Source organism: Vallitalea sp. (assembly GCF_025211055.1).
Classification (GTDB): Bacteria; Bacillota; Clostridia; order Lachnospirales; family Vallitaleaceae; genus Vallitalea.
In genome coordinates this window covers 185,048-199,404 of sequence record NZ_JAOARO010000088.1, presented here as the reverse complement: position 1 = coordinate 199,404, position 14,357 = coordinate 185,048, and the positions used below count along the sequence as shown (strand labels likewise).

The 14,357-nt window shown below is 29.2% G+C and carries 16 protein-coding genes and 1 other annotated feature; of the genes, 5 read left to right on the top strand and 11 right to left on the bottom strand.

Going from position 1 to position 14,357, the window contains the following annotated elements; translation table 11 throughout:
* Positions 1–102: 102 nt before the first annotated feature.
* Both N4A55_RS14215 and N4A55_RS14210 read left to right on the top strand, forming a co-directional pair.
* Positions 103–702, top strand: coding sequence for a TetR/AcrR family transcriptional regulator (locus N4A55_RS14215; protein WP_293757530.1), 600 nt, complete (start codon positions 103–105; stop codon positions 700–702).
* Between the two features lie 142 nt (positions 703–844).
* Entirely contained in the window at positions 845–2,215 is a 1,371-nt protein-coding gene (locus N4A55_RS14210; RefSeq protein ID WP_293757528.1) for an MATE family efflux transporter, read from the top strand.
* A gap of 262 nt (positions 2,216–2,477) precedes the next feature.
* On the opposite strand, the gene N4A55_RS14205 is transcribed toward N4A55_RS14210, so the two are convergent.
* On the bottom strand, positions 2,478–3,842 hold the full coding sequence (locus N4A55_RS14205; RefSeq protein WP_330666415.1) for an NAD(P)/FAD-dependent oxidoreductase: 1,365 nt from the start codon (positions 3,840–3,842) through the stop codon (positions 2,478–2,480).
* A gap of 240 nt (positions 3,843–4,082) precedes the next feature.
* On the opposite strand from N4A55_RS14205, the gene N4A55_RS14200 reads away from it, so the two are divergent.
* From N4A55_RS14200 to lexA, 3 genes are all read left to right on the top strand, one after another.
* Positions 4,083–4,799, top strand: a complete 717-nt coding sequence (locus tag N4A55_RS14200; protein ID WP_293757524.1) for a tRNA lysidine(34) synthetase — start codon at positions 4,083–4,085, stop codon at positions 4,797–4,799.
* Positions 4,800–4,842: 43 nt separating this feature from the next.
* A complete protein-coding gene (locus N4A55_RS14195; protein ID WP_293757590.1) occupies positions 4,843–5,907 on the top strand; it encodes a tyrosine-type recombinase/integrase in 1,065 nt (354 codons plus the stop codon).
* 181 nt (positions 5,908–6,088) lie between these two features.
* Positions 6,089–6,703, top strand: coding sequence for a transcriptional repressor LexA (lexA, locus tag N4A55_RS14190; RefSeq protein ID WP_293757522.1), 615 nt, complete (start codon positions 6,089–6,091; stop codon positions 6,701–6,703).
* A gap of 78 nt (positions 6,704–6,781) precedes the next feature.
* Here lexA and rsfS read toward each other — a convergent pair whose 3' ends face one another.
* From rsfS to N4A55_RS14140, 10 genes are all read right to left on the bottom strand, one after another.
* Positions 6,782–7,150 (bottom strand): ribosome silencing factor, encoded by a 369-nt coding sequence (gene rsfS / locus N4A55_RS14185; RefSeq protein WP_443083839.1) that lies wholly within the window; start codon positions 7,148–7,150, stop codon positions 6,782–6,784.
* Between the two features lie 8 nt (positions 7,151–7,158).
* Positions 7,159–7,749 (bottom strand): bis(5'-nucleosyl)-tetraphosphatase (symmetrical) YqeK, encoded by a 591-nt coding sequence (yqeK, locus tag N4A55_RS14180; protein WP_293757519.1) that lies wholly within the window; start codon positions 7,747–7,749, stop codon positions 7,159–7,161.
* 40 nt (positions 7,750–7,789) lie between these two features.
* A complete protein-coding gene (gene nadD / locus N4A55_RS14175) occupies positions 7,790–8,401 on the bottom strand; it encodes a nicotinate-nucleotide adenylyltransferase (protein WP_293757518.1) in 612 nt (203 codons plus the stop codon).
* A gap of 30 nt (positions 8,402–8,431) precedes the next feature.
* Positions 8,432–10,147 carry a helix-hairpin-helix domain-containing protein gene (locus tag N4A55_RS14170; RefSeq protein ID WP_293757516.1) on the bottom strand — a complete coding sequence of 572 codons (1,716 nt, stop codon included), beginning with the start codon at positions 10,145–10,147 and terminating at the stop codon, positions 8,432–8,434.
* 54 nt (positions 10,148–10,201) lie between these two features.
* A complete protein-coding gene (gene yhbY / locus N4A55_RS14165) occupies positions 10,202–10,489 on the bottom strand; it encodes a ribosome assembly RNA-binding protein YhbY (protein ID WP_293757588.1) in 288 nt (95 codons plus the stop codon).
* A 35-nt stretch (positions 10,490–10,524) separates the two neighbouring features.
* A complete protein-coding gene (gene obgE, locus N4A55_RS14160; RefSeq protein WP_293757586.1) occupies positions 10,525–11,802 on the bottom strand; it encodes a GTPase ObgE in 1,278 nt (425 codons plus the stop codon).
* A 289-nt stretch (positions 11,803–12,091) separates the two neighbouring features.
* Positions 12,092–12,376: a 50S ribosomal protein L27 gene (gene rpmA, locus N4A55_RS14155; protein WP_293757515.1), complete on the bottom strand. Its 285-nt coding sequence runs from the start codon at positions 12,374–12,376 to the stop codon at positions 12,092–12,094.
* A 2-nt stretch (positions 12,377–12,378) separates the two neighbouring features.
* Complete coding sequence (locus tag N4A55_RS14150; protein WP_293757514.1) at positions 12,379–12,705, bottom strand: ribosomal-processing cysteine protease Prp; 327 nt, start codon at positions 12,703–12,705, stop codon at positions 12,379–12,381.
* Between the two features lie 8 nt (positions 12,706–12,713).
* Positions 12,714–13,025, bottom strand: coding sequence for a 50S ribosomal protein L21 (rplU, locus tag N4A55_RS14145; protein WP_293757513.1), 312 nt, complete (start codon positions 13,023–13,025; stop codon positions 12,714–12,716).
* A 10-nt stretch (positions 13,026–13,035) separates the two neighbouring features.
* Positions 13,036–13,109 (bottom strand) — a sequence feature (ribosomal protein L21 leader region).
* 55 nt (positions 13,110–13,164) lie between these two features.
* Entirely contained in the window at positions 13,165–14,355 is a 1,191-nt protein-coding gene (locus tag N4A55_RS14140; protein ID WP_293757512.1) for a ribonuclease E/G, read from the bottom strand.
* Between the last annotated feature and the right edge of the window lie 2 nt (positions 14,356–14,357).

Below are 14,357 nucleotides of genomic sequence, written 5' to 3'. Positions count from 1 at the left end.
TTTATAGTTATGAATTGATAGTAATAGTTTTGCTGTTTCACATATTGAAAAGCATACTTATATATGTTAATATTATTTCAAAATATAATATGGAGTGAAAAAATGGCAAAATTTCAAAGAAAAACTCGTGAAGAAAGAGAAAAAGAAATAAAGCAAGCTGCACTAGATATATTTATTGAAAAAGGCTACCGTAATACAACAATGGAAGATATTATTGCTGAGACGACACTTTCAAAAGGTGGAGTTTATAGGTATTTCTCAAGCCCTAAAGAGATTATGATTGCTATTATGCGTGATGGTAATGAGGTAGATAACAGATTCTTTAGACAAGTAAGCGTTAAAGTTAATAGTAAAGAAGATATTTGTCGTATATTAGCTGATAAATCATTAGATAAAGTACTAAGTACATCTCCCCAGAAAAAATTGTATCTTATGTTTATATATGAAATATTATATGATAAAAAACTAGAAAATATATTTTTAGGCTTCGAGAAACAAACTTTTATCCAACTAGAAAAACTATTTGGTGATAAAATATCTTTTTTTCAAGATAAAGATCAAGAAAAAAACATACTTTTTATGAGTAGGTTAATAAATGCTATGTTATTAGTGCATGCACTTTTTTCTGACAAACAAGTTTTTGAAAGTAATAAAGATTATATTCATAAAATATTTTATGATTTTTATAATGAGTATTTATAAAAAGACTAGCTTAGCTAGAAAAATTTTTTACATATAATATGACGCTGACGTCACCTACATATGTACTAGAATTTATTCTTATCATTACTACTATTGTTATTACTTATTATCTAAAGATTATTTAATGAAGGAGGAAACTTATATGAGCGAAAACAGAAAAGCTTTATTAGAATTTAACATGGGCAAGTTATTCATGAAACTTGCTGTACCAGGTATTATTGGAATGCTAGCCGTAGGATTATACAATATGGTTGATGCAATATTTGTAGGACAGTTTGTTAGTGCAGCAGGAGTTGGAGCAATAACAATGGCATATAATGTCGTTTTAATTAATCAAGCTATACTTACTTTATTTGCAACAGGTGCAATGTCCCTTTTATCAAGAGCCATAGGTGAAAAAGATGAAGAAACTATTGATAAGTTATTTGGTAATGTTTTTATAGGTGTTGCCATATTATCAGTCATACTAACTCTTATTGTTTGTAATTTTGCAACCCCAATACTTCATTTTCTTGGTGCTAGAGATGATATTTTATTTTTAGGTGTAAAATACATAAAAATAATTGCTTTAGGATTCATAGTTGCTGGTGTAGGACCAGCTCTTAATATGCTTATCCGTGGTGAAGGTAAGATGAAATCTGCGATGACAATAGTTTTTGTTGGGATGATTATTAATATCATCTTAGACCCAATCTTTATTAAGGTATTTGATATGGGAATAGAGGGAGCTGCAATAGCTACGGTTATCAGTCAAATCATATATTTAATAGGTGATATAGTTTACTTTAAATTTGGAAAAAGTGTTATTAAATTAACCAAAAAAAGTTTCAGACTATCTATGGATATTATGCCTAAGATATTAAGTGTTGGTTTTTCAGGAATGTTAATGCAATTTATGGCAGCAATACAATTAGCTATATTACTTAAATTAATGTCATCATATGGTGGTAATGATAGTATTATTGTCCTTAGTTCAGCTCAACGAATAATGATGTTTGCTTTTATCCCTATGTGGGGGATAGGTCAAGGTTTACAGCCTGTTCTTGGAGCTAACTATGGGGCTAAACAATTTGCAAGAGTAAAAGAGGCATTTTTAACATTTACAAAAATTGCTACTGGAATATCAGGTGTATTATGGGTATTATTTATGTTATTACCAAAATTCATACTAAGTTGGTTTATTACAGACCAAGCATTGGTATCATCTGGTGCTAATAACTTCAGAATATATTTATGTGTATTTATACTATACGGATTCATGATTACATCTATTACACTTTTCCAAGCACTTGGTAAAGCAGGTAAAGCTGCATTGGTAGTTATGGGAAGACAACTATTATTCTTCATCCCAATATCACTTATATTACCATTATTCTTAAAAGAAACTGGTGTATGGTTATCATTGCCTATTGGTGACTTTCTGACTATTAGCTTAGCTGGTATTTTTACTATAGGTGAATTTGGAGTATTAAACAGTCAAATAAAAGGATATAAGACTGAATTAGCAAAATAAGTATAATATAAAATTATATATTAATACAGGCAATTGGAAGCTCTAAGTTCCAATTGCCTTTTATTGTACTAGTATTGAAATGTACAATTATTAAAAATTTGTAAAACAGTTGTGGAAATAATTTAAATTAACCTAAACAGTAGCTAAGGATAGAGTATTGAATACTATATTAAAATTTAATTTTTAACTATGCGCAAAACACAACTTTAGCGAATAGTTAGTAGAATAAACTATAAGATAGCTTGTAATTTTTCGTTTAGTATTACTTAATATTATTTAATATTCTTGCAACATAGATTCCACTTGCTGCAGCTTGTGATAAAGAATGCGTAACTCCAGAACAATCACCTAAAACATATAACCCTTTTACTTGTGTTTCAAGATTTGAGTCAACTTCAATATTTGAATTATAGAATTTGACCTCTACACCATATAATAAGGTGTCTTCATTAGCTGTTCCAGGAGCTATTTTATCAAGAGCATAAATCATTTCAATAATATTATCTAACTGTCGTTTTGGTATTACAAGACTTAAATCTCCAGGTGTAGCTTCTAAAGTTGGTTGAGTAAAACATTTTTTCATTCTTCTTTCACTGCTACGGCGACCTTTCACTAAATCACCAAAACGTTGCATTAGAACACCACCGCCTAACATATTGCTAAGCTTTGCTATGGATTCACCGTATTCATTGCTATTCTTAAAAGGTTTAGTGAATTTATTAGAAACTAATAATGCAAAATTAGTATTTTCAGTATGCAATTTTGGATCTGCATAGCTATGTCCATTAACTGTAGTAATATCTCCATAATTTTCTGTAACTACTTCCCCATAAGGATTCATGCAAAATGTTCGAACTAAATCATTATACTTTTCAGTCTTATACACAATCTTACTTTCATATACTTCATCAGTTATATGTTTGAAAATTAATGCAGGAAGTTCTACTCTAACACCAATATCAACTCTATTATTTCTAGTAACTATATTAAACTTATTACATAATTTTCCTATCCATTTTGAACCAGTTCTACCAGTTGCTACAACAAGTTTCTTAGATTTATGACTTTGTTTTAATGTATGAACCGTAAATATATCTTTTTCTTTATCGATATCAGTAACTTCTGTTAAAAATTCAATATCAATTTTATCATTAATGAAATTATACATATTTGATGCAATTATTAAGTTTCTATCTGTTCCAAGATGTCTTACCATTGCATCTAATAAGTGTAAGTCATGTTTCAGCGCTTCTTGTTTAAGATCACTATTACCAGTGGAATATAGCTTTGCTTCTTCACCACCCATAGCAAGATTAATTTTATCAACTTCCCACATTAAATCTAGTGCATTATCATAACCAATATACTCATATAAATCTCCACCAAAATTATTTGTAATATTATATTTTCCATCAGAAAATCCCCCTGCACCATAAAACCCTTCCATTATAGAACAAGTTTTACATTTGCATTCTTTAACACCTAGAGTTTTTTTGGGGCATATTCTTTTATCTAATGGCAACCCTTTTTCTAACATTAAAATTTTCTGCTCTGGATTATTCTTTACAAGTTCATAAGCACAAAATACTCCAGCAGCCCCAGCTCCAACAATAATAATATCGTACATAATCAACCCCCTAAACTATTTTTACAATCTTTGGCATAAACATACTTATATATTATACCAAAAATTAAATTCGATAACAAATATAAATAATAAGCGAAGATTCCTTAATACAGATTATAACACTTGTTCCTTTAATTATATTCATATATAATAAGATAGAAGTATATATTCCTTAATATGAATATATACATACAATAATTCAACATAAACTAGTAATCACACGATAGAAAGGTTTTGATTATGAAATTACAACAACTACTTAGTCATACTAGAAAAGCTGTAGATACTTACAATATGATAGATGATGGAGATAAAATAGCAATAGGTGTTTCAGGGGGGAAAGACAGCTTAGCTCTACTCTATGCTCTAAAAGGCTTACAGAGATTCTATCCTAAGAAATTTGAAGTTGAAGCCATTACTGTTTCTCTTGGATTTGACAATTTTGATTTAGCAGGAGTCAAAAATCTATGCAAAGAATTAGATATAAATTATACAATTGTTGATACTGACATAGGAGAAATTATATTCAATGAACGAAAGGAAAAAAATCCATGTTCATTATGTGCTAAGATGCGTAAAGGTGCGTTAAATGAAATGGCTGATAAGTTAGGATGTAATAAAATAGCTCTAGGTCATCATAAAGAGGATATTGTTGAAACTATGATGATGTCATTGTTTTTTGAAGGTAGATTCTATACATTCTCTCCAGTAACATTTCTTGACAGAATGAAATTATACTCTATTAGACCGCTCATGTATGTTGCCGAAAAAGATTTAATAGGATTTAAGAATAAATATAATTTACCTGTTGTAAAGAGCCCTTGCCCTGCTGATGGAAATACAAAGCGTGAATATATGAAAAATCTTCTCTCCAATTTAGAAAAAGAGAATCCTGGTTTAGTACAAAGACTATATAGAGCTATTGAAAGCTCAGATATCAAAGGTTGGAAATTCTAACTAATGGCATGAAATATTTATGTAAATGAGGTGTTTACTAATGATAAAAAACAATGATTACCATGAACAACAAAATATTAAAAACTCTGTTATATTAAGAGAAATTATGTACTCTCTACCCTCTTTTACATTTGAATTTTTTAGAGGCATAGAACAGACTACTTCGTCCAAAACTAGGATTGCTTATGCATATGACCTTAGACTATTTTTTGAATTTATACTTGAGTATCACAAGGATTTCAAAGGAAAAGATATAATCCACATAGAACTAAAAGAACTTATATATATAACACCAGATGATATAGAAATGTATCTAGAATACTTAAGTTATTATAAAAAAGAAGATAAAAAAGGGCATATTATTGAACATAAAAATACTGAAAGAGGTAAATCAAGGAAACTTGCAAGCCTAAGGTCTTTTTTTACATATTTTTATAAAAAACAAAAAATAACTAACAACCCTGCTTTGCTTGTTAATCTACCTAAAATACACAATAAAAACATAATACGTTTAGAAATTGATGAGGTAGCTAGATTATTAGATGAAGTCGAATCTGGTGATAAACTAACAAAATCTCAGAAAAAATATCATAAACTAACAAAAGACAGAGATTTAGCATTGATGACGTTATTACTTGGAACAGGTATACGTGTTTCTGAATGCGTTGGTCTTAATATTTCAGATATTGATTTTAACGTTAATGGTATTAGGATTGTTAGAAAAGGTGGTAATGAAGTTATCATATATTTTGGAGATGAGGTTGAAAGTGCATTAATGGTATACTTGGATAGCAGAAAGGATATTATACCTGTTTCAGGTCATGAAGAAGCACTATTTCTTTCATTACAACATAAAAGATTAAGTGTCAGATCTGTCCAAAATTTAGTAAAGAAATACTCTAAGCTTGTAACTAACTTAAAAGATATCTCCCCTCATAAGCTTAGAAGTACCTATGGAACCAATCTGTATAGAGAGACTGGTGATATATACCTTGTTGCTGATGTATTAGGTCATAAGGATGTAAATACCACTAAAAAGCATTATGCACAAATAGAAGATGCAAGACGAAGACAAGCAGCAAAAGTCATCAAATTAAGAGAAGATTAGTTCTATTGATTTAATAGAGCAAGATAATATTCTTTAATTGTCCGAACATTTGTTTGATATTATTAGGTTAATATGCTATAATTGTTAATAAATGTATGCATTATTTTTAGTAATAAAGATTTTACTTGCATGTAATTACAATACATATAACTGATAAATAATATTATAGGGGTGAATTATTATGAGTAATGACTTGAGCGAAAAGCAAATTAAGATACTTAATTTTATAAAAAGTGAAATTTTAAATAAAGGATATCCACCAGCCGTAAGAGAAATATGTGATGCTGTAGGGTTAAAATCAACATCAACAGTTCATGGACATCTTGAGAGATTAGAAAAAAAAGGGATTATTAGACGAGATCCAACCAAACCTAGAGCAATAGAAATTATTGACGAATCCTTTTCACCTACAAGAAGAGAATTAGTAAGTGTACCTATCGTAGGTCGAGTTGCAGCTGGAGAACCATTATTAGCAGTAGAAAATATAGAAGAGTATTTCCCTATACCTGCTGAGTTTATACCTAACAAACAGACATTTATGCTAAATGTTAATGGTAGCAGTATGATTGAAGCAGGCATTTATGATGGGGATTTAATTTTGGTACAACAACAAAAACAAGCTATAGATAGAGATATTGTTGTTGCATTACTTGATGATTCTGTTACTGTAAAAAGATTTTTTAGAGAATCTGACCATATTAGGTTACAACCTGAGAATAGTTCAATGACTCCTATAATCGTAGATGATGTTAAGATTATTGGTAAAGTCATAGGTCTTTTTAGAAGATTTAAATAGAAAAGAGGTTTGCTATTGAAGTATATAATAGCAAACCTCTTATTATGATAATAATTTTATTTCTTAACGTGTATAGTACTAATCTTCAATTAAACTCTTAACGTCTATTTTCTTACCATCACTCCATATTCTTTCAAGATCATAGAATAATCTATCTTCTTTACTAAAAATATGAATAATAATATTACCATAATCCAATAATATCCAACTAGCTGAGTTATAACCTTCTACCTGTTTAGGCTCATAACCATTCTTTGATAAAACTTCGTCTGTTCTATCTATAAGAGCTTTTATATGACTCTTATTATTACCATGAGCTATTATAAAATAATCAGCTATGACTGTTAGATCTCTTATATCAAGAACTTGTATATCCTCTGCAAGTTTGTCATCTAAAGCCTTCAGTGCAGTTTTTAATAAATTCATTGAATTGTTGTCTGTATTCATTTCCATATTTATCTCTCCTGTAGTATCCAATTTTTATAGTACTCATAAGCTTCCATAGTAATAGGTACTATATACTTTTTACTTGTTTTTAAATAATTGATTGTATCAGATAAAATCATAAATAATGCTTTATCTAGATCTTGCATAACTACTCTTCTAATTTTATCTAGATTAGGTGCTTTTGTTCTTCCAGGTTCTATGTAATCAGATATATAAATAATCTTTTCAAGATTAGACATATTGGGTTTGCCCGTAGTATGATAGGTAATTGCATTAAGAATGTCCTCATCACTAATTTCATAATCATATCTAGCCATTACAGAACCAATTTCAGCATGAATTAAATCAAGATTCTTTTTTTCTTCTTCTGTTACCTTAATATTATATTTATTACATAATTCCAATTTCTTATCATCAGATAAGTTTTTTGCACAATCATGTAACAAAGCAGCCAGTCTAGCTTTTTCAATATCTACATTATATACCTCGGCTAAGGAAACTGCCGTTTTTTCCACTCCCAATGTATGTTCATATCTATTTTCACTAAGCTGTTTCTGTAGGAGATTTCTAATTCCAGTAATATCATACTTATTTTGCATATATTTATCCCTTCTTTACAAAAAAATGTTACAAGGCAAACTATATGTAGAGTTTATTATAATCAATATATTTTTCAACATCTTCAGGTAATAAATATTTGATTGTTTGTTTATTTTTTACCCTTCTTCTTATTTCGGATGAAGAAATTTCAATATCTGGAATACGAATCAGATTTATTTTAGCATCATATTTGCTTTTTAACCTATTAATCTCCTGTTGTAGTTGTTCATTAGTATAAGTAGAACCTCTATTAGTAACAACAAAATTACAGGTGTCAAATAATCTTTTATAGTTCTTCCATTTCACTAAATCAAATAAAGAATCCGCACCTATTATAAAATAATAGGTGTTATTGGGATGTTTTTCATTTAATTCCTCAATAGTATCAACGGTATAAGTATTACCTTCTCTATCAATTTCTATAGTTGATACTTCAAATCTTTCATTATTAATTATACCAATCTTAGTCATATTTAACCTATGCTTTTTATTAGATGTTCCGTTGTTTGATTTTAGATAAGATATACCTGAAGGTATAAACATTATTTTTTTCAAACCCATTTCATCTAATACGTGCTGAGCCAATATCAAATGACCGTAGTGTATGGGATCAAATGTTCCTCCCATAATACCAATTGATTCATTATTCATAAATAAACCCTTCTATCAGATTAACTTGTATTAATAAAATACTAGGTAATCTTTAATATTATTATATATAGTCTTTTGTTTATGTTTAGAGAATATCTCTGAAACTTCATCCAAAGAACAGAATGGCTGATCTTCTCTAAAGCTTATTATATCATCAATAATTTCTTTTGGTATTCTAACATATTGATATTTACTGTCTTTCCATATTCTTCCATAGATATTTTCTAATTCATATCTTGATGCAGTATTTAGATTAGTAAATAACGAAAAGTCAGAAACGTAATTAGCATAATCAAATTTGATATTCTTACTGAATGTATATCTAATCCTATTTTTAAGATATTTTTCAGCTTCTTCATCGTTCATATTAAATAACTTAACTGCGTTATATCTATCAGTAATGTTAATATTAATATACTCAGGAATTTCAGAATCAACAGCATATATATAAGGTTTTAATTTATCATAATAAGAAGTAATAATCCTTTTCACTTCACTTTTGTCTGTATATGGTCTATTATCTACTATACTCTTGACAATATTGTCTCTTGTTTCATCTTTTATATCAATAAAACCAAATAATGATTCTAGTTCATATACTTTAGCAGTATTAATATTGGTAAACAATGAAAAATTATCGTTATATCGATTGATTTCGTATCTAGTTAAATAGCCTTTTTTCTCTAATTCACCTAAAGATTTGATAATATATTTTTGATTATTTCTTTCCTTTACTATTTGATCAGCTCTATTTACTGAAAAAAAGCAAGTTCTTCTAATCTGTTTGATGGAAGCAGTATTAAGATTAACTATTTTTATTTCTTTTTCCAAATATTCATTAACTGGTTTCAAAGCTATGAATCCTTCTATCTTGGAATAGTTATGATACATACCAGGTATTCTTCTAATTTCATATACGCTATTAATTCGGTTAAACAATCTATATTCTACTATGTTCTTTGCCATCTTATCACCTAACTCAGTATCATTAAACAATGATTTCAACTCTTCAAATGATGCTGTACTGATATTACTGATAACAGACATTTTGTTTCTATTTTTATCAAACCATTCTTTCGTAAAAGCTTTGTTACAGAACTTAATCTCTTCAACAGAATTGAATGGATTATATTTTCTATAATTAACAATAGAATATGCCATTGAACTAGTAGTATTCTCTAATACATCTACTAAATCTGTGTAAGTAGCAGTATTGATATTAACTCCTATAGTAGCATTTTTATTTTTATAATTTTCCCAAATACCTTTTTTCTCTTTTTTTGCTTTTAATATAGCTTTATCTAAATCATTATACTGCTCAGCTTGATTAAATGAATCATCTAACTTAGCTAATCCCAATTCTAATAATTCTTCACTTAGAGATTTACTTGATAGCAAGTAAACATATTTATAACTCCAACCCTCTAACTTGTCAAATGTTGAATCTTTAGAATCTGGCATCAGCATAACTCGTTTACCTAATAAACGGTTATAAGTATATTCCATAGCTTCAGTAGAAGAATCAGTATCAATGCCTATCATTTTAATAAGTTTAACAGTTTTATTAGAATTACTATCTTCTTCAATTACTTTGATGGCCTCACCACTAATTACTTCCACAACTTTTGCAAGAGTTATGTCCATATCATTGAAGGTTATCGGTCTTGCTAAACTAGAAAAATTACTTAAATTAATTATTATAAACAACATCATTGTTATAGAAATAAACCTTAAATATTTTTTCACGTAAACCCCTCATTTCTTTTAATAATTAGTATAAAATCAGCTGTATAATAATTGCTATGGCAATATAATCTTAGCGTTATCCTTAGATTCTCTATATAGCACAATCTTTCTGCCAATCTGCTGTACTACACTTGATCTTGTTCTTTCTGCTAGAACATAACAAATATCCTTTGGTGTATATAAACAATTTTTTAATACATTAATCTTAATTAATTCTCTAGCTTCTAACGCATCAGATATGGCTTCTGTTATTTCAGGAGTCACTCCTGATTTACCCACTTGGAATATTGGTTCTATATCATTGGCTAATCGTCTTAGATAAGCTCTTTGTTTACTTGTTATTCTTTCCATCATATTCTCCTTTTGTAATTTCTCTTCTACTTATAAAAATCAAATTCAAGGTAATACATCTTAACAGTATCCCCTTCTTCTATACCAAGTCGTTCTAATTCATCAATTATACCATTTTCCCTTAAGAACTTCTGGAAGAAAGCAAAACCTTTTTCAGTTTCAAGATTAGTGTATCCTAGCATTTTTTCTATTTTAGGTCCTTCTACTAGGAAAGTATTATCTTCTAATACCTCTACAGTAAATGCATCTTCCTTAACTTCTTCAGTATCAATGAAATACTCTTGCTCATAGATTAATGTTTTATCATCTAAACCTTTTAATAGATCATGAATATGATATAATAACTCTTTCACTCCCTGACCAGTAACCGCAGAGATTGGGTATACTTTTATTCCTTTATCTTCAAATTCACCTTTTAATTCCAATAAATATTTATCATCTTGCATTACATCAATTTTGTTGGCGGCTATTACCATTGGTCTTTTAATTAGCTCTTTGTTAAATGTTTCAAGTTCATAATTGATCTTATTAATGTCTTCTACAGGATTTCTTCCTTCTGTTGAAGCTACATCTACTATATGAACAATGATTTTGGTTCGTTCAATATGTTTTAAAAATTCGTGACCTAGTCCAACGCCTTCAGAAGCTCCTTCAATAAGACCTGGGATATCTGCTATAACAAAACCCTTTCCATCACTTATATCGACAACTCCTAGATTAGGGTTTAGTGTTGTAAAATGATAATTAGCAATTTTAGGTCTAGCATTAGTTACTCTTGATAGAAAAGTTGATTTACCAACATTAGGAAAACCTACAAGACCAACATCAGCAATTGTTTTTAATTCTAAAATAACCCATAGATCCCTACCTAATTTACCAGGCTGGGCATACTTAGGTATCTGCATAGTTGGAGTAGCATAATGCTGATTTCCTTTACCACCACGACCACCATTTAATAAAACTTCTTCCATACCAGGATGAGCCATATCAATTATTACTTTTCCTGTTTCAGCTTCTCTTATAATAGTACCAAGAGGTACATTTATTATTAGATCATCAGAATTCTTACCGTGCATTCTATTACCTTTGCCTGGTTCTCCGTTACGGGCTTTGAAATGTTTTTTATGTCTAAAATCATATAATGTATTTAGATCATTATCCACTCGAAAGATAATGTCTCCGCCCTTACCACCGTCTCCTCCATCAGGACCACCGTTAGGTACGTATTTTTCTCTTCTGAAACTTACACAACCGTTACCACCATCACCTGATTTTATATATATCTTAGCTTGATCTACAAATATCATTTGCATCTATCCTTTCCCATTAGGAAAATTAATTAAGTCGAAATTATTAATCTTATTTTTAGTTAATACTTATTAATCTATGTGTATTATATTATAAAATCACTATAATTTAAAGTGATATTTAACTTTGTAGACTAAATTACCTTTAATTATAGTATTTATTAATTATACTGTCTATATACCTATTCAAAAAAATTACATCCATTTTCAATAAGTTCAATATATTTGATTATAAAAAACATAAAAAAAAGTTTCAAATGAAACCATTTGAAACTTTTCAGTAAACTTATTGAGCTTTTGGATATACAGAAACTTGTTTCTTATCTCTGCCTTTTCTTTCAAACCTAACTACTCCATCAACTAATGCAAATAAAGTGTCATCGCCACCTCTACCTACATTTTCACCTGGATGAATTTTAGTTCCACGTTGTCTATATAAAATATTTCCAGCTTTTACAGTTTGTCCATCAGCTTTTTTAGCGCCTAATCTCTTTGACTCAGAGTCTCTACCGTTCTTAGTAGAACCTACTCCTTTTTTATGAGCAAAGAATTGAAGGTTCATTCTTAACATGCTTACACCTCCTTGATAACAAGAGTTATATAATCACTACCGTATTCTTCTATCATTGATTCTATACCTAATATCATTGATTTCAGTAATAAATAAGATTCATCACTAACTTTATCCAATATTTTAAATGACATATATCCTATCTGTTCATCTGTAGAACAATCATATAAGTCATCTGTAAAATTCTCAATTGAGTTAATAGTATTTATAGTTAATACTGACAGTGCAGCACATACTATATCTTTACCATATTCAGAATAACCTGCGTGACCAATTAATTCAAAACCGTTTATTATCTCGTTACTCGTAAATACATTAACAGTAATCATAATAAAAATTACCCGTTAATCTTTTGGATTTTAACTTCAGTAAATGGTTGTCTATGACCTTGCTTTTTATGATAACCTTTTTTAGCTTTATACTTGTAAACTATAACTTTTTTGTTTTTGCCTTCTGCTTCAACAGTTGCAGTTACAGTAGCATTACTAACAGTTGGGTTACCTACAGTTAAACCATTGTCATTAGATATCATTAAAACTTTGTCAAATGTTACAGTTTCGCCAGCAGCTACTCCTAATTTTTCGATTCTAACTGAATCACCTTCGCAAACTTTATATTGCTTTCCACCAGTTTCAATAATTGCGTACATTTTGGCACCTCCTTTTATCAAGACTCGCCGAATTCGGTGTTTCCTAAGAAATCTTATAACCTCTTCGTGCGGCTATACCACTAAAAAACTTTACCATAATTCACTACAAATGTCAAGGATTTTCTGGTTTTAAGGGGTTTTAATGTTTTACTAATTGTTGATATAGAGGTTTATTAGTTTTCTTTCTTGTCATCTCAACAAGACCTAATCCAGTCATTCCTACAACAAAAACTCTGTTTCTATCCTTTTTAACATATGAACATAGTTCTCTTAAGAGCTGTTTATTATGTTCTTTATTTTTCATGTCAATGAAATCAACAACAATGATACCTGATAGATTTCTAAGTCTTATTTGATAGGCTATTTCCTTTGCAGCCTCAATATTCGTTTTGAATATAGTTTCTTCAAGATTCTTTTTACCAGTAAATTTGGCAGTATTTACATCAATAGAAACCAACGCTTCAGTAGGTTGAATAACTATACATCCTCCAGATTTTAACCAAACTCTTTCGCACAAAGCTTTTCTAATCTTATCATTCAATCCATATAGATTCATCAAAGAAAGATTTTCATCTTCATAGAACCTAATTTTATCCATTAGCTCTGGATTAGTTTTTTCAAAATAAGACCTAACTTCTTCATATAATTCTTTATCGTCAATAATATATTCAACTATATCAATGTCGTACATATCCCTAGCAAATTTCAGTACCGAGTTAATTCCTTTATATATTTCAGTATAACATGTTCTATACTTCGCAGTATCTATGATAGAATTATATCTTGTAATTAGTTCTTCTACTTCATTTTCAATAAGCTCTTCTTGTATTTGATACGCATTAGTTCTAACAATAAAACCATAAGATTCGGTAACGTGTTTTTCTAATATATCCTTAAGACGTTTTCTCTCTTTTTCTCCCTTTATCTTACCTGATAATCCAATAAAGTTTTTCCCTTTAGTAAGCACCACATAACGACCTGTAAGGGATATATTAGGTGATACAACACATCCCTTACTACCATGCTCTTCTTTTATTATTTGAACCATTATTTCATCACCATTGGACAGCTTATTAGATGCATTACTCTTGGTATAAAATATATCTGAACTATTATCAAGTGACATATAAGCATTTTTGCTTCGTCCAATATTGATGAATGCTGCATTCATACCTTTTATTACATTGACAACTTTTCCTATATATATTTTCCCTATAAGTTCATTACTGTCTTCTTCATTTATACCAAGCTCTATCAATCTTCTGTTTTCATCTAATAATGCACTGTATACAATATCTTCATCTTTTGCAACAATTAATTTATATGGCATTT

What these genes read in the sequence shown, in the direction of transcription:
- N4A55_RS14200 (WP_293757524.1), top strand. Translation starts at nt 4,083, where the DNA reads ATGAAATTACAACAACTACTTAGTCATACTAGAAAAGCTGTAGATACT.
- N4A55_RS14150 (WP_293757514.1), bottom strand. Translation starts at nt 12,705, where the DNA reads ATGATTACTGTTAATGTATTTACGAGTAACGAGATAATAAACGGTTTT.
- N4A55_RS14215 (WP_293757530.1), top strand. Translation starts at nt 103, where the DNA reads ATGGCAAAATTTCAAAGAAAAACTCGTGAAGAAAGAGAAAAAGAAATA.
- N4A55_RS14205 (WP_330666415.1), bottom strand. Translation starts at nt 3,842, where the DNA reads ATGTACGATATTATTATTGTTGGAGCTGGGGCTGCTGGAGTATTTTGT.
- N4A55_RS14210 (WP_293757528.1), top strand. Translation starts at nt 845, where the DNA reads ATGAGCGAAAACAGAAAAGCTTTATTAGAATTTAACATGGGCAAGTTA.
- rplU (WP_293757513.1), bottom strand. Translation starts at nt 13,025, where the DNA reads ATGTACGCAATTATTGAAACTGGTGGAAAGCAATATAAAGTTTGCGAA.
- nadD (WP_293757518.1), bottom strand. Translation starts at nt 8,401, where the DNA reads ATGAATAATGAATCAATTGGTATTATGGGAGGAACATTTGATCCCATA.
- rpmA (WP_293757515.1), bottom strand. Translation starts at nt 12,376, where the DNA reads ATGTTAAGAATGAACCTTCAATTCTTTGCTCATAAAAAAGGAGTAGGT.
- lexA (WP_293757522.1), top strand. Translation starts at nt 6,089, where the DNA reads ATGAGTAATGACTTGAGCGAAAAGCAAATTAAGATACTTAATTTTATA.
- rsfS (WP_443083839.1), bottom strand. Translation starts at nt 7,150, where the DNA reads ATGAATACAGACAACAATTCAATGAATTTATTAAAAACTGCACTGAAG.
- N4A55_RS14140 (WP_293757512.1), bottom strand. Translation starts at nt 14,355, where the DNA reads ATGCCATATAAATTAATTGTTGCAAAAGATGAAGATATTGTATACAGT.
- yqeK (WP_293757519.1), bottom strand. Translation starts at nt 7,749, where the DNA reads ATGCAAAATAAGTATGATATTACTGGAATTAGAAATCTCCTACAGAAA.